At 64.5% G+C, this 19,377-nt stretch carries 23 protein-coding genes; 7 read left to right on the forward strand and 16 right to left on the reverse strand.

Going from position 1 to position 19,377, the window contains the following annotated elements; translation table 11 throughout:
* Window positions 1–4 precede the first annotated feature (4 nt).
* Window positions 5–1,654 (forward strand): DNA repair helicase XPB, encoded by a 1,650-nt coding sequence (locus ACWW36_RS04985; RefSeq protein ID WP_456140487.1) that lies wholly within the window; start codon window positions 5–7, stop codon window positions 1,652–1,654.
* The gene (locus ACWW36_RS04990) at window positions 1,651–1,995 is read left to right on the forward strand and encodes a VOC family protein (protein ID WP_456140488.1); all 345 of its coding nucleotides are present in this window, start codon (window positions 1,651–1,653) and stop codon (window positions 1,993–1,995) included. The genes ACWW36_RS04985 and ACWW36_RS04990 overlap by 4 nt, the downstream gene beginning before the upstream one ends.
* Here ACWW36_RS04990 and ACWW36_RS04995 read toward each other — a convergent pair.
* Together ACWW36_RS04995 and ACWW36_RS05000 are read right to left on the reverse strand one after the other, a co-directional pair.
* Window positions 1,992–2,336 carry a cupin domain-containing protein gene (locus tag ACWW36_RS04995; protein WP_456140489.1) on the reverse strand — a complete coding sequence of 115 codons (345 nt, stop codon included), beginning with the start codon at window positions 2,334–2,336 and terminating at the stop codon, window positions 1,992–1,994. The two genes, ACWW36_RS04990 and ACWW36_RS04995, sit on opposite strands and share 4 nt — an antisense overlap.
* A 193-nt stretch (window positions 2,337–2,529) precedes the next feature.
* Window positions 2,530–2,871, reverse strand: coding sequence for a hypothetical protein (locus ACWW36_RS05000; protein WP_456140490.1), 342 nt, complete (start codon window positions 2,869–2,871; stop codon window positions 2,530–2,532).
* Between the two features lie 417 nt (window positions 2,872–3,288).
* Here ACWW36_RS05000 and ACWW36_RS05005 point away from each other — a divergent pair, with 417 nt between their 5' ends.
* Complete coding sequence (locus ACWW36_RS05005) at window positions 3,289–3,801, forward strand: MmpS family transport accessory protein (RefSeq protein WP_456140491.1); 513 nt, start codon at window positions 3,289–3,291, stop codon at window positions 3,799–3,801.
* 9 nt (window positions 3,802–3,810) lie between these two features.
* Here the strand turns inward: ACWW36_RS05005 and ACWW36_RS05010 are convergent, their stop codons facing one another.
* The 6 genes from ACWW36_RS05010 to ACWW36_RS05035 form a co-directional block, all read right to left on the reverse strand.
* Complete coding sequence (locus ACWW36_RS05010) at window positions 3,811–4,290, reverse strand: hypothetical protein (protein ID WP_456140492.1); 480 nt, start codon at window positions 4,288–4,290, stop codon at window positions 3,811–3,813.
* Window positions 4,290–4,598 carry an ESX-1 secretion-associated protein gene (locus ACWW36_RS05015; RefSeq protein ID WP_456140493.1) on the reverse strand — a complete coding sequence of 103 codons (309 nt, stop codon included), beginning with the start codon at window positions 4,596–4,598 and terminating at the stop codon, window positions 4,290–4,292. The genes ACWW36_RS05010 and ACWW36_RS05015 overlap by 1 nt, the downstream gene beginning before the upstream one ends.
* 27 nt (window positions 4,599–4,625) lie before the next feature.
* Window positions 4,626–5,372 carry an EspA/EspE family type VII secretion system effector gene (locus ACWW36_RS05020; protein WP_456140494.1) on the reverse strand — a complete coding sequence of 249 codons (747 nt, stop codon included), beginning with the start codon at window positions 5,370–5,372 and terminating at the stop codon, window positions 4,626–4,628.
* A 79-nt stretch (window positions 5,373–5,451) separates the two neighbouring features.
* Window positions 5,452–6,441, reverse strand: a complete 990-nt coding sequence (locus tag ACWW36_RS05025) for an LLM class F420-dependent oxidoreductase (protein ID WP_456140495.1) — start codon at window positions 6,439–6,441, stop codon at window positions 5,452–5,454.
* A gap of 11 nt (window positions 6,442–6,452) precedes the next feature.
* Window positions 6,453–6,668 carry a hypothetical protein gene (locus tag ACWW36_RS05030; protein ID WP_456140496.1) on the reverse strand — a complete coding sequence of 72 codons (216 nt, stop codon included), beginning with the start codon at window positions 6,666–6,668 and terminating at the stop codon, window positions 6,453–6,455.
* Window positions 6,669–6,692: 24 nt separating this feature from the next.
* A complete protein-coding gene (locus ACWW36_RS05035; RefSeq protein ID WP_456140497.1) occupies window positions 6,693–7,100 on the reverse strand; it encodes a hypothetical protein in 408 nt (135 codons plus the stop codon).
* 130 nt (window positions 7,101–7,230) lie between these two features.
* On the opposite strand from ACWW36_RS05035, the gene ACWW36_RS05040 reads away from it, so the two are divergent.
* Together ACWW36_RS05040 and ACWW36_RS05045 are read left to right on the forward strand one after the other, a co-directional pair.
* Window positions 7,231–7,656: a pyridoxamine 5'-phosphate oxidase family protein gene (locus ACWW36_RS05040; protein ID WP_456140498.1), complete on the forward strand. Its 426-nt coding sequence runs from the start codon at window positions 7,231–7,233 to the stop codon at window positions 7,654–7,656.
* A gap of 4 nt (window positions 7,657–7,660) precedes the next feature.
* Complete coding sequence (locus ACWW36_RS05045) at window positions 7,661–8,257, forward strand: class I SAM-dependent methyltransferase (RefSeq protein WP_456140499.1); 597 nt, start codon at window positions 7,661–7,663, stop codon at window positions 8,255–8,257.
* On the opposite strand, the gene ACWW36_RS05050 is transcribed toward ACWW36_RS05045, so the two are convergent.
* Window positions 8,233–9,723 carry a class I adenylate-forming enzyme family protein gene (locus ACWW36_RS05050; RefSeq protein ID WP_456140500.1) on the reverse strand — a complete coding sequence of 497 codons (1,491 nt, stop codon included), beginning with the start codon at window positions 9,721–9,723 and terminating at the stop codon, window positions 8,233–8,235. The two genes, ACWW36_RS05045 and ACWW36_RS05050, sit on opposite strands and share 25 nt — an antisense overlap.
* Window positions 9,724–9,845: 122 nt before the next feature.
* On the opposite strand from ACWW36_RS05050, the gene ACWW36_RS05055 reads away from it, so the two are divergent.
* Window positions 9,846–11,504, forward strand: coding sequence for an alpha/beta fold hydrolase (locus ACWW36_RS05055; protein WP_456140501.1), 1,659 nt, complete (start codon window positions 9,846–9,848; stop codon window positions 11,502–11,504).
* A gap of 48 nt (window positions 11,505–11,552) precedes the next feature.
* Here the strand turns inward: ACWW36_RS05055 and ACWW36_RS05060 are convergent, their stop codons facing one another.
* Both ACWW36_RS05060 and ACWW36_RS05065 read right to left on the reverse strand, forming a co-directional pair.
* Complete coding sequence (locus tag ACWW36_RS05060; RefSeq protein WP_456140502.1) at window positions 11,553–13,700, reverse strand: 3-hydroxyacyl-CoA dehydrogenase NAD-binding domain-containing protein; 2,148 nt, start codon at window positions 13,698–13,700, stop codon at window positions 11,553–11,555.
* 4 nt (window positions 13,701–13,704) lie between these two features.
* Window positions 13,705–14,916: an acetyl-CoA C-acetyltransferase gene (locus tag ACWW36_RS05065; protein WP_456140503.1), complete on the reverse strand. Its 1,212-nt coding sequence runs from the start codon at window positions 14,914–14,916 to the stop codon at window positions 13,705–13,707.
* Between the two features lie 200 nt (window positions 14,917–15,116).
* Between ACWW36_RS05065 and ACWW36_RS05070 the strand changes: the two genes are divergently transcribed.
* Window positions 15,117–16,322, forward strand: coding sequence for a pyridoxal phosphate-dependent aminotransferase (locus ACWW36_RS05070; RefSeq protein ID WP_456140504.1), 1,206 nt, complete (start codon window positions 15,117–15,119; stop codon window positions 16,320–16,322).
* Here the strand turns inward: ACWW36_RS05070 and ACWW36_RS05075 are convergent.
* The 5 genes from ACWW36_RS05075 to ACWW36_RS05095 all read right to left on the reverse strand — a co-directional run bounded on the left by ACWW36_RS05075 (window position 16,283) and on the right by ACWW36_RS05095 (window position 19,261).
* Window positions 16,283–16,585 carry a hypothetical protein gene (locus tag ACWW36_RS05075; protein WP_456140505.1) on the reverse strand — a complete coding sequence of 101 codons (303 nt, stop codon included), beginning with the start codon at window positions 16,583–16,585 and terminating at the stop codon, window positions 16,283–16,285. The genes ACWW36_RS05070 and ACWW36_RS05075 overlap by 40 nt on opposite strands.
* A 168-nt stretch (window positions 16,586–16,753) precedes the next feature.
* Window positions 16,754–17,212 (reverse strand): SRPBCC family protein, encoded by a 459-nt coding sequence (locus ACWW36_RS05080; protein ID WP_456140506.1) that lies wholly within the window; start codon window positions 17,210–17,212, stop codon window positions 16,754–16,756.
* A 9-nt stretch (window positions 17,213–17,221) separates the two neighbouring features.
* A complete protein-coding gene (locus ACWW36_RS05085; RefSeq protein WP_456140507.1) occupies window positions 17,222–17,665 on the reverse strand; it encodes an SRPBCC family protein in 444 nt (147 codons plus the stop codon).
* A 58-nt stretch (window positions 17,666–17,723) separates the two neighbouring features.
* Entirely contained in the window at window positions 17,724–18,803 is a 1,080-nt protein-coding gene (locus tag ACWW36_RS05090; RefSeq protein ID WP_456140508.1) for a CaiB/BaiF CoA transferase family protein, read from the reverse strand.
* A 14-nt stretch (window positions 18,804–18,817) separates the two neighbouring features.
* Window positions 18,818–19,261: an SRPBCC family protein gene (locus ACWW36_RS05095; protein WP_456140509.1), complete on the reverse strand. Its 444-nt coding sequence runs from the start codon at window positions 19,259–19,261 to the stop codon at window positions 18,818–18,820.
* Between the last annotated feature and the right edge of the window lie 116 nt (window positions 19,262–19,377).

The following is a 19,377-nucleotide window of genomic DNA, read 5'->3' on the forward strand; positions in this document are numbered from 1 at the left end:
TGGGATGACCGACGGCCCCCTGATCGTGCAGTCCGACAAAACGGTGCTGCTCGAAGTCGACCACGAGCAAGCGGGTGCCGCGCGCGCCGCGATCGCCCCGTTCGCCGAGCTGGAGCGCGCACCCGAGCACATCCACACCTACCGCATCACGCCGCTGGCGTTGTGGAACGCACGCGCAGCCGGCCATGACGCCGAGCAGGTGGTGGACGCGCTGGTGTCCTTCTCGCGTTACGCGGTGCCGCAGCCGCTGCTTGTCGACATCGTCGACACGATGGCCCGCTACGGGCGGCTGCAGTTGGTGAAGAGCCCCGTGCATGGCCTGACGTTGGTGAGCCTCGACCGCGCCGTGCTGGAGGAGGTGCTGCGCAACAAGAAGGTCGCGCCGATGCTCGGTGCCCGCATCGACGACGACACCGTCATCGTGCACAACAGCGAGCGCGGCCGGATCAAGCAGATGCTTCTCAAGATCGGTTGGCCCGCAGAAGATTTGGCCGGTTACGTCGACGGCGAAAAGCATCCGATCAGCCTTGATCAAGAGAATTGGCACCTGCGCGACTACCAGGAGATGGCCGCGGACTCGTTCTGGCAGGGCGGCTCCGGCGTGGTGGTGCTGCCATGCGGAGCGGGCAAGACGCTCGTCGGCGCGGCGGCCATGGCCAAGGCGGGCGCGACCACGCTGATCCTCGTCACCAACACGGTGGCAGGCAGGCAATGGAAGCGCGAGCTGATCAACCGGACGTCGCTGACCGAGGAGGAGATCGGCGAATACTCCGGTGAGAAGAAGGAGATCCGGCCGGTCACCATCGCGACGTACCAGGTGATCACCCGGCGCACCAAGGGCGAATACCGGCACCTCGAGTTGTTCGACAGCCGTGACTGGGGCCTGATCATCTATGACGAAGTGCACCTGCTGCCCGCTCCGGTGTTCCGGATGACGGCGGATCTGCAGTCGCGGCGGCGGCTCGGGCTCACCGCAACGTTGATTCGCGAGGATGGCCGCGAGGGCGATGTGTTCTCGCTGATCGGGCCGAAGCGCTATGACGCGCCGTGGAAGGACATCGAGGCCCAAGGCTGGATCGCGCCCGCCGAATGCATCGAGGTGCGGGTGACGATGACCGACAACGAGCGGATGCTCTACGCCGTCGCCGAACCCGACGAGCGCTACAAGCTGTGCTCGACGGTGCACACCAAGATCGCGGTGGTGAAGTCGATTCTGGAGAAGCACCGTGGCGACCAGACGTTGGTGATCGGCGCGTACCTGGACCAGCTCGACGAACTCGGCCAGGAGCTGAACGCCCCGGTGATCCAGGGGTCGACGAAGACCGCCGAGCGCGAGACGCTGTTCGACGCGTTCCGCCGCGGCGAGATATCGACGCTGGTGGTGTCGAAGGTCGCAAACTTCTCCATCGACCTGCCGGAAGCCAATGTGGCGGTGCAGGTTTCGGGGACGTTCGGCTCGCGCCAGGAGGAGGCGCAACGGTTGGGACGCCTGCTGCGGCCAAAGCATGACGGCGGAGGAGCGATCTTCTATTCGGTGGTCTCCCGCGACAGCCTCGACGCCGAATATGCCGCGCACCGGCAGCGGTTCCTCGCCGAGCAGGGCTACGGCTATGTGATCAAGGACGCCGACGACCTGCTGGGACCGGCGGTATGACCGTCAAACGGGTGATGCCGATCCTCACGGTGTCGGATATCGAAGCCACGCGGGACGCTTATGTGCGGATTCTCGGCCTGCGCGAGGTGATGAACCTTGGCTGGATTGTCACGCTCGCGGATGAGGACCTGCGCCACCAGGTCAGCCTGATGACGAAAGACGCGACGGCGCGGGTCAATCCGAACGTTTCCATCGAGGTCGACGACGTCGACGCTGCTTACGAAACCGCGGTGGCGGCAGGTCTAGAGATCGTGCATCCACTCAGCGACGAGGAGTGGGGGGTGCGACGGTTCTTCTTCGCCGACCCGTCCGGCAATGTGATCAACGTTCTAAGCCATTAGGTATGCGGCCCAACGGGTTTCGACACCGTCAGCAGCACCACTGAATCCTCTAGGGCATGCAGACCGTGTCGCTCGCGGGGCAGCACGATCAGGTCGCCGGGTGAACCGTCCCACCCGGAGGTGGAGTTCGTTACCCGCACCCTGCCTTGGAGCACTTCCAGAGTCGCTTCGCCCGGGCTCTCGTGGTCGTCGAGGGTGCTGCCGGCGGTCAACGCCATCAGCGTCTGACGCAACGAATGCTCGTGTCCGCCGTAGACGGTGTGCGAGCTTCGGCCGCTGCTCGCCGCTCGGGCGGTCTCCAACTGGTGGCGAGCTAGCGCGGTGAGCGAAACCTTTTCCATCGCGGTCCCCTTCCAGACGATCAGACATGGTTCCGGGCGGATCGACTACGGATCGTCTCACCGTCGGGCCCGTTGCGTTCGAGACATGACCAACACAACCATTGTCGTCATAGGCGGCACCGGCAAGACCGCAGCGTAGGGCGCTGACATTTGAATCTCAGTGAGCGGATCTGGGTCTACTTGCGGTGCTAGCTCACTCCGATGGGAACCGGTCTCGCAGTGCGTCGAGGAGCTTCTGCGCCTCCGCGACGCGGCCGCGCATCCGGATCAAGTTCTCCGGAGGCCGGTTCTCGTCATCGATGCCGCGCTCACACCGCCGCAGCCAACGCTTCTCCATCGAGGCGACCAGCTCCTCTAGCTCGGCTATTTCGCCTAATAGAAGGAGGTCGAACATCCTCGCCTGTGCCACGTCGGCGGGATGGGCGGGTCGCGCCCACGCCTCGGAGCGTTTGGAAACGGGCGGCACGATGCGGGGTCGCGGCACCCAGGTCGGCTCGGGCGCTGCGACGGCGAGATCGCGCGAAATCGATAACACGCACAGATCTTCTCCGACTATTGAAACGTCGGCGACTCCACAGGTTCACCGGCCGGTAAAGTTTCGTACGCTCCCGGTTACCGTTCATTCACTTCGGGCTGGACCGGCTTGTGAGGTTGCGCCTCCCAGTGAACTCCCAGCTTGGAGCACGCCTGCCCCGTGTCCGGCCAAGCAGATAATGGCTCCGGGGAAGCTCCCGAGTGCCAGTCGCGTAGCGTCGATGCGCCCTGGCCGACGTCACCGTCACCCATATTTTCGAAATCTACAGGTACGCAACGTCATTCGCCCCTGGCTGGTGGCGCGGATGTGCTGCCACACCTTCATCGCGTCCCAAAGTGGCGCGCGGACCGGCGCGCCGGGTGATTTAAGGTATTTGACGATGCACATTGCTCTGCGGAGTTTCGGCGAGGAGGCGTGGTGACGAACGACGACGGCAGCGGCTTCAACCCCGTGCCGCCGCCGTACCACCCCCCACCTGGCGGTTCGGGTCAGTTCGGGCCGCCGTCCGGTTATCCGCCGTACCCTGCACCACCCCCACGGCCGGCCAAGAAGCGCTGGCCGTGGATCGTCGGCGGCATCCTTGCGGCGGTCGTGCTGGCCGTAGTGGTCGGTCTCGTCGTCATCTTCGCCGTCGCGAAGAACGAGCCTCAGGCTGTCACCGTCACCTATGAAGTCAGCGGCTCAGGCTCGGCCGAAGTCACATACTGGGGGGCAGACGGCAATCGGTCCAACCCGGTTACTGTGGCGCTCCCTTGGAAGACCGAGGTGACGATGCGCGGTGACGACACGTACGTGTCGCTATCGGTGGAAAGGCCGAAATCGTCTGAGGAACCAGTAAAGTGCCGCATCACAGCTGGCGGCAAGGTGATCCAAGAGAATCAAGCGGAGGGCATTTTTCTGTCCTGCACAGGCCATCTCGGCAGCGGATAGCCGAGAACGTCAGTCTTCGTTACTCGCATACCGGCTCGCGAACAGCTGCGCGGTGGCTTCCGCCGCCTGTTCGGGGGTCGGCATATCCATGTCTCTCGTCAGACCCGCGCTCAATCCCGCAGTGTCATAACCCATCCGACCCATGCCGTCGACAAGAAACTGGTGCATTACTGACCGTGCCTTCAGACGCGCAAGGCCTGCAATGACCCGTATTTCTTCGGCAAGCTCGCGCTCAGTCATGTTGGTGACGCTCGGCGCGAGATCGACTCGATGCACAGATCCGTTCAGCTCGGCCGTTACCGTCACCGTGCCGGGTGGATTCGTGACGGTGAACAGCGCCGGCTCAACATTATCGAGAACTTCGTCTTCCGATACGGCGGGCGCATCTGAGTCTTCGTCAGCTGAAAAGTCCAGCGCTGCAAGATCATCGTGATCATCGCCGTCTTCAACGGGGTCCTCGTCGTCCCACGGGTGCCAGGTGCGGTCCATCAGCCGCCTGGTTTCATCTGGTTATCGAGATTCGCCTTTTCTGTCTGATCGATCTCGTCGTATTTGTCGGCAGCGTGTTCGAGCTTGACGGCAAGGTCTGAGGACTGGTCTCGGACACGTGTCGCCGCCGTATTGCGTTCTGTCTCTGCGGTCTTTACCGCGGTCGCTGTCACCGAACAGATTGAGCCATGAGTCTTCGCAACGTTGTCACCGACCCCGCTCACCGCAAGCAGCGCATCGTTGACACCGCGCGCCGCCTTTTTCTGCAGCTCCGAGAGAGCGCGCACGTACTGCGCGGTAACCGCCAATGGGTACTCAGTCAACGTGGTCTCCTGTCAGCGCTTTGGCGGGTCGAAGTCGTTATTCGAATCCGAGATGACCACCTTCGAAGCGACATCCTTATACATATCTATCGCCTCACGAACTCTGGCCGCATTGTCGTTGGCGTTGTTGTGCATATCCCACATCCTGGGGATGCACTCCATCATCGCCATCGACACCGCCCACGTCTCGAGCGTGTACTGTGCGGCCTTGCCCTCAGGACCTAGCGTGCTGAGATACTGTGTGTACGAACCGAAGTCAGCCAGGAACTGGTGTTGATGCACCAGCACTTTGCGTAGAAGACGGAGCTGATCGGCTTCACCTGTGAGGATCTGGGCGATCTCGATGTCCGCCTCGGAAAGAGTCGCCACACGATTCTCTTGTTCATGGGTCCGCTCAGCGTAGGCCTTCGAGGCCGTGCCACCCTCCCAGAGTTGACCTGGATGCGCCGTACGCAGTGTCTGAAGCTGCGCCTCGAAGGCTCGCGAGCCATTCCCGAACGCCTCGCCGTGTTCTGGCTCGTTGTCGCCGCCCGCCGAGTCGATCATCTTCTCGATGACCTTCTGGCCACCCTCCAAGACCGGCGTCGGCGCGATCGCCAACTTGCCTGCGAACTTTCCAACCGTCTTCGCTACACGGGCTACCGGGCCCAGTCCGAGTTGCTCTGCGGTCTCCGCGACCCACTCGGCGCCCTTTTCGACCTTCTCGGCCACATCGGAGACGGTGTCGACCACGTCATCGACAAAGTCGAAGAGCCCCATGCGTGCGCTACCTTTCCTCGGAAGTCAGGCTAACAGCGCAGCACAGAGCATCTCTGCACTAATTTTCGGACGGCAGCTGCTAGCTCAGCGCCGGGATGACCTTTTGCTCGAACAGCTCGATGCTGGTCCGGTCGTACGCGGCATCGGGGAAATAGAGGATGGCGTACTCGCACCCGAGGTCACGCATCCGCTGTAGCTTCTCCACAACCTGTTCCGGTGTACCAGAAGCAGATTCAGGGGCGGTGACCATGGAGAGCATGCCGTCGACGGCGGCCTCGTTCGCCTTGGCCACCTGCCGAGCCCGCAGTGCCGCGACCCGTTCCTTGACGTCGGCCTCCGATTCGCCGATCACTGCATTGAAATTCGCCGACCGCACGATGGCGTCGTAGTCCGTGCCGACGTCGCGACAGTGTTCGGCCAGGACCTGCGACTTGTGCGCGAACCCGTTCGGCTCGGACGTGAAATTGGTGTACTGGGCATACTTCGCCGCGATGCGCAGCGTTACCTTCTCCCCGCCGCCGGCTATCCACAGCGGAATGCCCCCGTCCTGCAACGGCTTTGGCTCGACGATCGCTCCGTCGACTTGGTAGTGCTTGCCGTCGAAGCTGACCTTCCCGTTTCGCCAGGCGTCGCGCATGATCTGCACGCCCTCGTCGAGTCGGCCGAGCCGCACACCGGCGGACGGAAAACCGTAGCCGTAAGCACGCCACTCGTGCTCGTACCAGCCGCCGCCGATGCCCATCTGGATGCGGCCGCCGGAGATGATGTCCGCGGTGGCCGCGACCTTGGCCAGATACACCGGATTGCGGTAGCTCATCGCGGTGCACATCTGGCCGAGTTTGATCCGCGAGGTCGTCGCCGCGTAGGCCGACATCAGCGACCATGCCTCGTGCGTCGCCTCCTGCGTCGGAACCGGAACGGTGTGGAAGTGGTCGTAGACCCACAGCGAATCCCACGCGCCGTTGTCGACGTACGTGGCGAGCTCGCGCATCACCTGCCAATGCTTGTCGCTGGGAATGTCGACGAGATCGAGCCGCCAGCCTTGCGGAATGAACAATCCAAAGCGCATGACTGTCGACTCTATGCGAGCACCACGGAAGAAGGCTGCCAGCCGCCAAAGACGCGTTCGAGGACAAGCGCCGACGGCAAGGTGGCAACACTCCCCGCTACCGCGCAATCACGCTGCCGCCGAGCACTTTCCGTCATGCCCTCGCCGCCATCACGCAACCAGTTCAGGCCCCAGGTGTGGGAGCCTTCGGGGCGAACGATGTAGGTGATCGTGCAGATCGGGGCCACGGACCGGCTCGAGGTCGCTGTGATCTACGGGCACGGCGCCGGAATGAACAGGGACCAGCACCAGCCCGGCGGAAGCGGCGGGGTCAGGTTCGGCGGCGGCGGAGGCGGGGGTGGCGGCGCCTCGCCCTCGAAAATGTTCTGAGCGACATTCCCCTGCCCGTGATAGACGTACCAATAGGTGTGGCAGACGTTGTTGTCCCAAACCACTGGGTTTGTACGAAGATTGCCCGTCTGCACCGGGGGATCCCCAGGGCACCAACGACACGGGCCTTCGGGGTGATCGTCCGGACACCCCGGCCAGGCATTCAGCGGCACAGGACTGCGCGGTGAGGCCTGAGCGATGCCTACGGTCATGCCCACACCGGCGACCGCAACGCTGATCGACATCAGCGCACTTGCGACCATGCGCTTCCGCTTGCCGACGACATTCATACCGTCCTCCCCTTGGTCATGCGCCGCGTCGCTTGGCGCCGTCGCGGCTAGTGCACAACGGCCTCCGTGCTACCGATCCCAATAACGACGACGCCCGATCCCGTCGTAGGCCGCGACTAGCCTGGCGAACATGGCCCTATCCAAAGAAGAACGCGAACAGTTTCTGGCCGAGCCGCATATCGCGGCATTGTCGGTGAGCGCTGGTGACAAGCGCGGACCGCTGACGGTACCGATCTGGTACCAGTACACACCGGGCGGCGAGCCTTGGGTGCTCACCGGCAACGGCTCGCGCAAACACCGTCTCATCGAGACGCAGGGAGAATTCACATTGATGGCCGAACGCCTGGAGCCGTCGGTCCGCTATGTCGCGGTCGACGGGCCTGTCAGCCGCATCGAGCCCGGAACCGACGAACAACTCGTCGAGATGACCAAGCGCTACCTGGCACCGGACAAGGTTGACGCCTATCTCGAGTTCGCCCGCCGCGAGCTCGGCGAAAGCGTGGCCATCTATCTGCGGCCGCAGCATTGGATCTCGGCCGACCTCGGATCGATCTGACGTCATGTCCTCGCGACAACTTCTCTTCAAGACGTTCTACCGGCTTGGCTTTGTGCCGTGGGACGGTCATCCGCTGGCGTCGAGCCTGCGTGGCTTGGTCGAGGGCGACAATGCGCTGCCGGCGGGAACCGCTTTGGACGTCGGCTGCGGTACCGGCGACAACTCGATCTATCTGGCCAAGCACGGCTGGCAGGTCACCGGCGTGGACTTCGTCGCCAAGGCGGTCGACAAGGCCAAGGCGAAGGCGGCGGCCAACAAGGTCGACGTCAACTTCGCCCAAGCGGACGCGACGCATCTGAGCTCCGAGGGCGTCGGGACGAACTTCGACCTGATCGTCGACAACGGCTGCCTGCACGGCATGAGCCCGGAGGACCGCGACTCCTACGTCCGCGAGGTATCTGCGGTGGCAGCGCCAAGTGCGCGGCTCCTGCTCGTCGAGTTCCTCCCTGGCGGGTCGTTTGGTGTGCCGGGAATCGATCAGGCGGAAGTCGAGCGGCGGTTCGCAATGAACTGGATGCCGCTGTCGTCGGGGAGTGAGCCGGCGATGGACCACAACGGCAAGGATCCCGGCCGGTTCTACTTGTTCGCGCGGGCGTCGTAGAGCGCGGCAACTTCAGGCAGGCTCACCTTCAGTGCCGGATTGCGCGGCAATTCGTCGACGACGGCAACGGCGACAGGCACGTTGTATACCGGCAACGACTGGCGCACAAGGTCTTTCAGGTCGTCCTCGGACGGCGCCGTCATCCCTGGCGTGAGTTCTATCGCGGCGAAAGGGACCTGCCCGAGCCGCTTGTCGGGCACCCCGACGACACACGCGTCGCGCACCGCTGGGTGTGAGATCAGCACGCGCCGAACGGTTTCCGGCAGGATCTTGAAACCACCGCGGTTGATGGCGCCGTCGGCCCTGCCGTGCAGCGTGACGAACCCGTCGGTGTCGATCGACGCGATGTCGGTAGTGCGGATCCAGTCCGGGCCAAGGGGCGCCACCTTGGCCTCCAGCAGCCCTTGCTCACCGGTGGGAAGCTCGGCGCCGGTGTCAGGATCGACGATCCGCAACTGCGTGTCGGGCAGTGCCCTTCCCACGCTGTTGCGTTTCGACGTACCGAACTCATCGATGAGATCGGGTGTCCACGCACACAGCGAACCCGCAAATTCCGTTGCGCCGTAGGCCAGCCGGACCGGGATGTCGAAGTGCGCCTCGAACTCGTCGCGAGTTTCCGGGTCGAGCGGACCCGAGGCACTGATCAGAAATTCCAGGGACGCCAGGTCCTCCTTGGGCACGTCGGCGTCAAGCAGCATCCGGATGACGGCGGGCTGGACACCAGATCTCTTGATGCCGTGCGTCTTTATGGCATTGACGAAGCCGTCGACGGTAAAACGCTCGAGCATCACGATTCGCCTGGCGTTGTGAACGCCCGCGATCAACTGGCACACCCCGATCCCGCCGAACTGCCAGTAGCCGAACTCCGGAGGGGCGTCCGGCGAGGCCTTCTCTCCGCTGGTCACGCTGAAGACTGTGCGCTCGAGCACCGCCGTCTTGAGGGCTTGTCGTTTCGGCGGCCCCGTCGTGCCACTGGACAGAATCTCCAGCGCCACACCGGGTTCGACGTCCGCGTGCCGGCGAGATACGTCGCGGTACTCGAGCCCTTCGACGGCGCTGACATGAGGCGACCGCATCGAAATCGCCACGCCCGCACTGCCTGTGCGCTTCGCTGCGTCAACCACCGGAGAGGTCCAATCCTCGCGGTCGGCGACGATCGCCGACATCTCGAGCTTTTCGATGTCGCGGCCGATCGACTCGGGCGACTGAAACGAGTAGATCATCGAGACAGGGCGTCCGGCGGCGAGGAAGCCGATGATCGCCGCGGCGTGTGGCAGCCGGTTGCGGACCACCAATCCGACGGGTGCGCCGTCGGCGACGCCGGCGTCGCGTAGCACCGCGGCGATGGCGTCGCCGTATGCCGTGATCTCGTCGCCGGAATACCACCGGCCCTCGAACTCGATGCACGGCTGGTCGCCGTAGCTCGCCAGCCCTGCCGCGAACGTTTCGGTAAAGCCTTCGGGCACGCCTAGACGATACGCAAGCCCGTCACGCCAACGCGCGCGGCAATCCACAGACCTGCTGCAATTTGGATCCGCCCCGGCCGATAGCTGGATACATTCATGCCTACCGGGCGAGAGGTGTGCAAGTGTCCACGAAGCGCATGTTGCTGCTGAACACGGGCAGTTCGACCTTTCAATGGTGGTTGCGATTGATCGTTGCCATGTTCTTGCTGTCAGCCTGGCTGACGGTCGGGCTGGCCAGTGGAATCGCCCACGCCGACGACTCGTCATCGTCGAGTGCCGATTCGAATTCACAGAGCTCGGCGGGCCCGCCGAAGGCCGCGTTGGCCGACCCACCGAAACAGTCCGCGCAGGCCGACGCGCCGAGCACCGGTCCCGTTGTCAAGCAACGCCCCGACACGACGGGTGACGCCACCACCTCCGAATCATCGACCCCCGAGAGCACGGCCACCGCTCAGGAGACAACAAGCGAGCCCGAGGGCGGTGCCCAGTCGGAGCCGCGTGTTCGGCACACTTCACGCCGGCCCGACTCGACCACCGAATCGGCGAAGCCCGCGAAACCCGTCGCGGCCGATCCGCCGCCCTCCGCGATCAGCGCACCTACTCAACGAAGCGCCGTCTCGCCCATCCAACAACGTCCGACGCAGGCCGCCAGCCCACTGGCGGCGGTCACGAACATCGCGCCGTCCGGACCCTCGGCGTCGAGCAGTCAATCCCCCGCGTTCAGTGGCCCGCAGACAACACAAGTGGTCGGGCTGGTGTCCGACGTCGGGATAGTTGCGGCGTCGGCGGTGTATACCGTCGCCGACACTTTCGCTCAGGCCTTCGGCCCGCACAGCTTTTTCGGTGTGCCGTACGCGCTCGCCACCGCGGTGGCCAATTCGGCTGCGGCCGTTAGTAGGACGCTGATCGGTGCACAGCTCAATTCCGCGGGCACCGGACCGTTCCCCGTCAACTACGGGATAATCAACGGGCTGACGTTCTTCAATCCGCAGCAGCCACCACCAGGCGCAAACGACCCGTCGATCACGGTGACCGCCGAGCATCCCCTGCCGATCATTCTGATCAACGGAACGGTTGCCACTCAGGGAGAGAACTGGGGTGTCGGAGCCCCGGTCCTCGCCAATGCCGGATACAAGGTCTACACGTTCAACTACGGCAATATCAGCCAGGATCCCAACTATCCGATCCAGGCCACGGACGACATCAGGCAGTCCGGCCTCGAGCTCGCCGCCGAAGTCGACAGGGTCCTCGCCGAAACGGGTGCCCCCAAGGTGATACTCATCGGCCATTCGCAGGGTGGCGGGATCCTGCCGGTGTACTACATCAACAACCTGGGCGGAGCCGACAAGGTGTCACAGCTGATCGGCATCGCTCCGAGTAATCACGGCACCGATGCCGACGGCCTCATCGGCCTGCAACAGCTGCCGATCCTTGGGCCGCTGCTCGTCGCGTTCGCGAATTCGTTTGGGCCGGCCCTGGAACAGCAGACGCTGGGTTCTGCTTTTCAGCAGGAGGTGTACGGCAACGGCGACACCCGGCCCGGTGTCTTGTACACCACGATCGCCTCGATGAACGACGAGGTCGTTACCCCCTACACCCAGCAGGCGCTCGACGGGCCGAACGTCACCAACATCGTCGTTCAGGACCTGTATCCGGGACTTCCGGTCGGGCACCTGGGCGTGGTGTTGAGTCCGCAGGTGTGGTCCGTGGTCCTCGACGCCCTGGCCAGCAATCCGGCGGCGAATCCCCTTCCGCTGCAGAGCGAGGAACTGGTCGCATAGCAAAAGCCCTCGAAACGTCTTTGTTTCGAGGGCTTTTGCGTACTTCTGCTATTTGGTCAGTGACTCCGGCGGGGTGAAGCGGTCGCCGTACTTGGCGGCCAGCTCTCGGGCCCGGGCCACAAACGCTTCCTTGCCCGTGCCGGCGGGCCCCTGGTAGCCGACGATGTACTGGGCCGAGCCACCGGTCCACGGCGGGAAGCCGATGCCCATGATCGAGCCGATGTTGGCGTCCGCGGTGGATGTGAGCACGCCCTCGTCGAGGCACTTCTGGGTTTCCAGCGCCTCGGCGAACAGCATCCGGTCGATCATGTCCTGCAGCGGCGGCTGCGACGAGCCCGACTTGAACGTCTCGCGCAGGCCCGGCCACAGCTGGGTCCGCTTGCCGTCGACGTACTCGTAGAAACCGGCGCCCTTCAACCGCGACGGCCGTCCGATTTCGATCATCTTGTTGACGACCGCCTCGGCCGGATGCGGCTCGTAGGTGCCGCCCGCATCCTCTACACCCTTGCGGGTGGCGGCGGCGATCTTCTGCATCAGCTCCATGTTGAGCTCGTCGGACAGCTGCAGCGGCGGCGCCGGGTAACCGGCTTGCGAACCGGCGTGCTCGATCGACGCCGGCTCAACGCCCTCGCCGAGCATCGCCAGCGCCTCGTTGACGAACGTGCCGATCACCCGCGATGTGAAGAAGCCGCGGCTGTCGTTGACGACGATCGGCGTCTTGCCGATGGCCAGTGTGTAGTCGAACACCCGGGCCAGCGCCTCGTCAGATGTCTTCTCGCCCTTGATGATTTCCACCAGCGGCATCTTGTCGACCGGGCTGAAGAAGTGGATTCCGATGAAGTCCTCTTGGCGTTTCACACCGGTAGCCAGACCGGTGATCGGCAGCGTCGAGGTGTTCGAGCCGAGCAGCGCATTGGGCTCGACGATGTCCTCGATCTCCTGGAACACCTTGTGCTTGAGTTCCTGGTTCTCGAACACCGCCTCGACGACGAAGTCGACACCGGCGAGATCGGCAGGATCGCCCGTCGGCGTGATCCGGTCCAGCAGTGCCTTGGACTTCTCTTCGGTGGTCTTGCCGCGCTGAAGCGCTTTGGCCTCAAGCTTTTCCGAGTAGTTCTTGCCCTTCTCGGCTGCCTCGATGCTGACGTCCTTGAGCACCACGTCGAAGCCAGCCTTGGCCGACACGTAGGCGATACCCGCACCCATCATGCCCGCGCCAAGCACGCCGATCTTGTTGATCGGCGTCTTGCCGATGCCCTCGGGCCGCGAGCCGCCGCCGTTGATGTGCTGCAGGTCGAAGAAGAACGCCTGGATCATGTTCTTGGCGACCTGGCCGGTGACCAGCTGCGTGAAATACCGGCTCTCGATGCGGCTCGCGGTGTCGAAGTCCACCTGCGCACCCTCGACGGCCGCGTCCAGGATCGCCCGCGGCGCCGGCATCGGCGCACCCTTGAGCTGCTTCTTCAGCAGCGCCGGGAACGACGGCAGGATGCCGGCGAGCGCCGGGCTGGCCGGGGTGCCGCCGGGCATCTTGTAGCCCTTGGCATCCCACGGCTGGGTGTGCGAGTCGGGGTTGGCCTTGATCCACGCCTTGGCGGCGGGCACCAGCTCCTCGACCGACCCGACGAGCTCGTCGACCAGACCGGTTTCCTTGGCCTGCGCCGGCTTGAAGCGAGTGCCCTGGCTCAGGATGTTCATGAACGCGTTCTGGATGCCGAACATCCGCACGGTGCGCGTGACGCCGCCACCGCCGGGCAGCAGGCCCAGGGTGACCTCGGGCAGGCCGACAACGAGGCCCTTGACGTCGGCCGCGATGCGGTGATGACACGCGAGTGCGATCTCGAGGCCGCCGCCGAGCGCGGCCCCGTTGATGGCGGCCACGACGGGCTTACCGAGCGTCTCGAGAGCGCGCAGATCACGCTTGACGGCCTCGACCGTGTCGAACGCCTCACCTGCGTTCTCCGGGCCGAGCTTGATCATGCCCTTGAGGTCGCCGCCGGCGAAGAAGGTCTTCTTCGCGCTGGTGATGACAACGCCGGTGATCGAATCCTTCTCCGCGGCAAGGCGTTCCACCGCGTTGTGCATGGACTCGGCGTAGTGCTCGTTCATCACGTTCGCCGACCCGGTGGGGTCGTCGAGTGTCAACGTGACGATGCCGTCGGCGTCCTTGTCCCAAACAATGGTGTTCTCTGCCACGGTCTTAAACCCTCTCGATGATGGTCGCGACACCCATGCCGCCGCCGATGCACAGTGTGATCAGCGCGCGACGCGCGTTGCGGCGCTCGAGCTCGTCGACCATGGTTCCGGTGATCATGGCGCCGGTGGCGCCCAGGGGGTGACCCATCGCGATGGCGCCACCGTTGACGTTGAGCTTCTCGTCGGGGATGTTCAGGTCCTTCTGGAACTTCAGCACCACCGACGCGAACGCCTCGTTCAGCTCGAACAGGTCGATGTCGTCGACCGTAAGGCCCGCGCGGTCCAGCACCTTGCGCGTCGCGGGCGTCGGGCCCGTGAGCATGATGACGGGATCCGCACCGCTGGTGGCAGTGGCCACGATGCGCGCGCGGGGCGTCAAATTTTGAGCCTTCCCCGCACTTTCACTGCCGACGAGCACCAGCGCGGCGCCGTCGACGATGCCGGAGCTGTTGCCGCCGGTGTGGACGTGGTTGATCTTCTCGACCCAGTGGTACTTCTGCAGCGCCACATCGTCGAAGCCGCCCATCTCGCCGATGCCGTCGAAGGCGGTCTTCAGCTTGCCGAGGCCCTCGAGAGTGCTGTCGGGGCGCATGTGCTCGTCGTGGTCGAGGATGACCAGGCCGTTCTGGTCGCGCACTGGCACGACGGACTTGGCGAAGTAACCGCCCGACCAAGCCGCGGCGGCCTTCTCCTGCGACCGCAACGCGTAGCGGTCGACGTCTTCACGGTCGAAGCCTTCGATGGTGGCGATCAGGTCGGCGCCGATGCCCTGCGGCACGAAGCCGATCGTGTAGTTGGTCTCCGGGTCGGTCGCCCACGCGCCACCGTCAGAACCCATCGGGACGCGGCTCATCGACTCCACACCGCCGGCGAGTACCAGGTCGTCCCAGCCGGAGCGGACCTTTTGGGCGGCGGTGTTGACGGCCTCGAGGCCCGAGGCGCAGAAGCGGTTGAGCTGCACCCCGCCGGTGGTCTCGGGCAGGCCTGCGGCCAGCACCGCGGTGCGGGCGATGTCGCCACCCTGGTCGCCGACCGGGGAGACGACGCCCAGGATCATGTCGCTGATCAGGGTCTCGTCCAGGTCGGGATAGCGGCGGCGGAGCTCGTCGACCAGGCCGACGACCAAGTTCAGCGGCTTGACTTCGTTCAGCGAGCCGTTGCGCTGCTTACCGCGAGGCGTGCGGATGGCCTCGTAGATGAAGGCTTCTTCAGACATGAAGATTCTTCCTGTTCAGATGGGGTTATGGGAGCCCAGCCCACGTGGGCGGTAGTCCTCTGCCCGGCCAGCCTAACAGCCCCACCCAACCGGGTGGTTGGCTGGTTGCTCGGCGCCCGCGAACGTGGGTTACCAGCACACCAATCACGGGAATTCCGTGCTGGTAACCCACGTTCGGCAAAGCCGTAGGCTCGACGGTCATGACGGTGCGGCGGCTGCAGCCCTATGCGGTCACGATCTTCGCCGAGATGTCGGCGCTGGCCGCGCGGATCGGCGCGGTAAACCTGGGCCAGGGCTTCCCCGACGAGGACGGTCCGCCTGCGATGCTCAAGACCGCGGAGAACGCGATCGCCGAGGGCGTCAATCAGTACCCACCCGGTCTGGGCATCGCGCCGCTGCGCGAAGCGATCGCCGCGCAACGCATGCGCCACTTCGGCACCGAGTACGACCCCGAGACTGAGGTGCTGGTGACGGTCGGCGCCACGGAAGCCATCGCGTCGGCAGTACTCGGGCTCGTCGAACCGGGGTCAGAAGTGTTGTTGATCGAGCCGTTCTACGACTCGTACTCGCCGGTGATCGCGATGGCCGGATGCGAGCGGCGGGCCGTGCCGTTGCTGCCCGACGGGCGCGGGTTCCGAATCGACGTCGACGGTCTGCGGCGCGCGGTCACGCCGAACACCAAGGCGTTGATCGTGAACTCGCCGCACAACCCGACCGGGATGGTGGCCTCTGACGACGAGCTTCGCGCGCTGGCACAGCTTGCCGTCGACGCCGACCTGCTGGTGATCACCGACGAGGTCTACGAGCATCTGGTGTTCGACGGGCGCCCCCACCTACCGCTCGCCAACTATCCGGGAATGGCGGACCGCACCGTGACCATCTCCAGCGCGGCCAAGATGTTCAACTGCACCGGCTGGAAGATCGGATGGGCGTGCGGCGCGGCAGAACTCATTGCGGGCGTGCGTGCCGCCAAGCAATACCTGTCCTACGTCGGCGGCGCGCCGTTTCAGCCAGCCGTGGCACAGGCGCTCGACACCGAAGAGGCCTGGGTATCAGCGCTGCGAGGGTCGCTGCAAGCCAAGCGCGACAAGCTCGGAAATGCGCTGGCGGAGCTAGGATTTGAGGTGCACGACAGCTCCGGCACCTACTTCCTGTGCGCCGACCCACGCCCGCTGGGCTACCACGACAGCACCCAATTCTGCGCCGAGCTTCCCGAACGCGCCGGGGTCGCGGCCATTCCGATGTCCGCGTTCTGCGACGCGGGTGCCTCCCACGCCGACGCGTGGAACCACTTGGTGCGCTTCGCCTTCTGCAAGCGCGACGAGACGCTGGACGAGGCGATCCGCCGGCTCGCGGTGTTAAAAGGTCACTCGTCGTGGTCGTCGTCGCAGGAAACTGTGACGTAGACGGTTCCGACTTGGGCCGGCGTGAGCGGCTTGCCCGCCGAATTGGTGCCCGACAGTCCGGAAACCTGGGTCGTCACACATTCCGATAGCGGCGCGTTCTGGTCGCCGTTGATCTGCACGGTATATCCCTGCGCCTTCAGTTGATTGACGGCGTCAGCAGCGTTCGAACCTCCCGTGGGAGCTGCGGCGGCCGTACCGGCCAATCCCAGTGTGGCCAAAGCCAGTATGCCGACCGTCGCTGTGCCGATTGCCAAACCTCGCATGATCGAACTCCTTTCACTGGTAGGTAGCTGTGGTGGTTACAGCTCGCTACCGAAAAGAATCGATCCGCTGACGCCAGAAGTCGTCAACGCTGGCGTCCATTTGACGATGGAGGCTAGCTGGTAGTCACAGCGGGGCGGCGACGGCCCAGCCCGCGCGACTATTCCTAGCTACTCCGGACGATCACAACGCTTGTCGCGCAGCACTCGCTGTCGTAATCCTTCGGTCGCGGCGTCGATGATCGTCTTACCGGCTCGCCGGATGAAGAAGTCCGGGATGAGCGAATCGGGCTCGACGGTGATGCCGACCGTCACCACGGTGGATGTTCCGCTGTGGTCGGGCCGCAATGTGTACTCGACGTGTTGGGCGTACTGCTGCTTGGTTGGTTCAGCGTCCCACACCAACCAGTTTGGGCCCCAGCGGAATTCGAGGATTTCTTCGTCCAATATTCCGAGCACTTTGACCGCGAGGCGCACGTGGTGCGGACGGCCGTCGTCGTACCTGTCGAGGACCTCGGCCCGCCTGTAAGCCGGCGACGACGACAGTAGGGCTTCCACGTCGGCCAGCGCATCCATGATGGCTTCCGGCGGCGCATCGATCACGAGCTTGCGTGATGTTCTGACGGCCATGACGCCGACCTATGACGCCCGTTTCTCCATGACGCGCCTGCGCAGGCTTTCGGTCGCGACGTCGAGAACGATCTTCTTGGCCCGCTTGATGATGAACTCGGGTATCGGCGCCGCCAGGTCCATGATGATGTCGAAGCGCACGCGCGTCTTGTCGTCGCCCTCCGGCGTCAGGTTGTATTCGCCGTGCTGGCCGCGCTGCTGGAACGTTTCGTGCGCGTCCCACACCATCCAGCGATCGCCCCAGTGATACTCGAGCACCTCCTTGTCGGTGATGCCCATGATCTTCAGCGTGGCCTTCACATGGTGTGGCCGCCCGTCGGGATAGCGATCGAGCACTTCAGCCTGCTTGTGCAGCGACGACCAGGTCGGCACGGTCTCGATATCGGCGAGCGCATCGAGGATTTCCTCGGGTGGTGCCTCGAAGACAACCTCTCGTGATGCTCGAACGGCCATGCTGGCAAATCCTAGTTAACGGCCCTGCGTCGCGCAGGTGATTGCGCAGCTAATTTTCCTACCAGTTGATTTCGTCGATCGACGTGGTGGTCTTTGGCGGTGCGCCGACAGGCCCGGCCGGGGTGCGGGAGAAGCGAGGCGCCGGCGCAGCCTGGTCTACGCCGTTGGCGGTCACCAGAGTTGAGCGTCCGCGCAAGTGTTCATTCTGAGCGGCCTCGGCCCACGTGAGCACGGGTGTGACACATGCGTCGGTGCCGCCGAAGATCTCGGTCCACTCGTCGCGCGTCTTGCTGGCAAACCGCTGCGCGAAGAGCTTGTGCATGTCCGGAAACGACGCCGCGTCCATCTGATGCGGCAATTCGTCGGCCGACAGACCCAGGCCGTCGAGCAGCTGCGTGTAGAACTGCGCCTCGATCGCCCCGACGGCCATGTACTTGCCGTCGGACGTTTCGTAGGTGCGATAGAACGGCGCACCACCGTCGAGAAGAAACGACTCGCGCTCGTCCTTGAGTGTGCCGACGGACTTCATCGTCCACGCCATCTGCGACAGGACGGACACTCCGTCGACCATCGCGGCGTCGATCACCTGGCCCTTGCCCGACCGCTCGCGCTCGTAGAGTGCCGCGACGATGCCGAGGAGCACGAACATCGAGCCGCCACCGAAGTCGGCGACGAGGTTCAGTGGCGCGACGGGCGGGCGGTCGCGATAGCCGATCGCCGACAGCGCGCCTGTCTGCGACAGGTAGTTAATGTCATGTCCGGCGACGGCGGCGTATGGGCCGTGCTGACCCCAACCGGTGATGCGGGCGAAGATCAGCCGCGGATTGACCGCCGCGCAGTCGTCCGGCCCGACGCCCAACCGCTCACACGTACCGGGCCGGAAGCCGTCGAGCAGCACGTCGGCCTTGACCACGAGATCCAGAAGTGCCTGCGGGTCCTTCTTCACGTCGAGGTCGACGATACGTTTGCCTCGGTGCAGCAGGTCCACGTCCTCGGCCGGCATCTGCAATCCGCCGGGCCTGCGCACACGCACCACGTCGGCGCCGAGGTCGGCGAGCACCATCGCGGCGTGCGGGCCAGGGCCGATGCCGCCGAGTTCGACTACTTTCACCCCGGCCAGGGGTCCGGTGTTGGTCACCGGAGCAACGTAACTCAGCCGCCCCGTTTCACTTTGAGAACCCGCTTGCGAAGCCCCTCGGTGGCCGTGTCCATCAGCCCTTGGGCACCCTTCTTGATCAGGAAGCCCGGCAACGGCACGACCGGGTCGACGGTGAGTTCGAAGCGAACCCGCGTGACGTCACCGTCGCGGGTCAGCGTGTAGCGGGCGTCTTGCGCGCGCTGTTGTTTGGAGCTCACCAGCGTCCAGCTCACGCCGTCGTCGTGCACCGTGTACGCGAGCACCTGCTCGTCGCTGATGCCAACGATCTTGACGGTCTGCCGGGACTTGCTCGGACGGCCCGCATCGTCGCGCTCGAGGATCTCCACCTTCTGGTGGGCCGACGACCACTGCGTCAACGACTCGAGGTCGAAGAGCACCGCCATGATCTCCTCAGGCGTCGCCTCGATGACGACTTCGCGTGTCTGGTTGACGGCCATCCCGAAACCGTAGCCAAGTCTTGCCTTTTGCAAACTGTGCACTGCAGTTCTCATGAGGATGCCCATATCGGTCGGACACAAGCCCATTTCGCGCCCGTCAATATCATCATTTTCGT

It is taken from the genome of Mycobacterium sp. MMS18-G62 (genome assembly GCF_053877835.1).